Origin of the sequence: Pseudomonas sp. FSL W5-0299, from assembly GCF_005930655.1 — a bacterium.
Taxonomy (GTDB): Bacteria; Pseudomonadota; Gammaproteobacteria; order Pseudomonadales; family Pseudomonadaceae; genus Aquipseudomonas; species Aquipseudomonas mandelii.
This window is the reverse complement of sequence record NZ_RXHX01000113.1, coordinates 1-480: the sequence shown is the minus strand read 5'-3', so window position 1 is coordinate 480 and position 480 is coordinate 1. Positions and strand designations below refer to the sequence as shown.

Below are 480 nucleotides of genomic sequence, written 5' to 3'. Positions count from 1 at the left end.
GGGCAGTTGCCGGGTCCGGGCTGGCGTATTTCCGGGTGCATCGGACAGGTAAACTCAGTGCCTGTTTGTACCGCAGACTCTGAAGAGGTGACGCGGGATTCGGCGCTCGAAACATTACCGCTGTAGCGTTCAGGATCAGCTCGAAACTTCTCCTGGCATTTCAGGCTACAAAATTGATATGTCTGTCCCTGATAAGACTCACCAAACTTACTTGATGAAGTGACTGCCATTCCGCACACCGGGTCACGTAGATCATCGTCATTGAGCGGAGCAGCATGGGCGTGACTGTGGTCGTGGTGGCTCGATATGGTAGGCATGGCTATTCCCCTTTTTCGTCCTTGTGGGTTGCTGCCTGATCGCCATGGCTATGTCCGCCATGTCCATGTCCAAAAAAGTGCATCAATGGACAGATCAACAGAATCAGATAAGGCCAAAATGGATAAACGTGGCTGAAATGCTCCCGCAAAACGTAAAAGGCAC

At 51.9% G+C, this 480-nt stretch carries 2 protein-coding genes; both read right to left on the bottom strand.

From position 1 onward, the window contains the following. Window positions 1-317: YHS domain-containing protein (locus FHL16_RS33875; RefSeq protein WP_138739124.1), on the bottom strand; the 317-nt coding region annotated here is incomplete at its 3' end. Window positions 318-319: 2 nt separating this feature from the next. Further along, the coding region (locus FHL16_RS33870; protein WP_138739123.1) for a DUF2933 domain-containing protein at window positions 320-480 on the bottom strand (161 nt) is incomplete at its 5' end.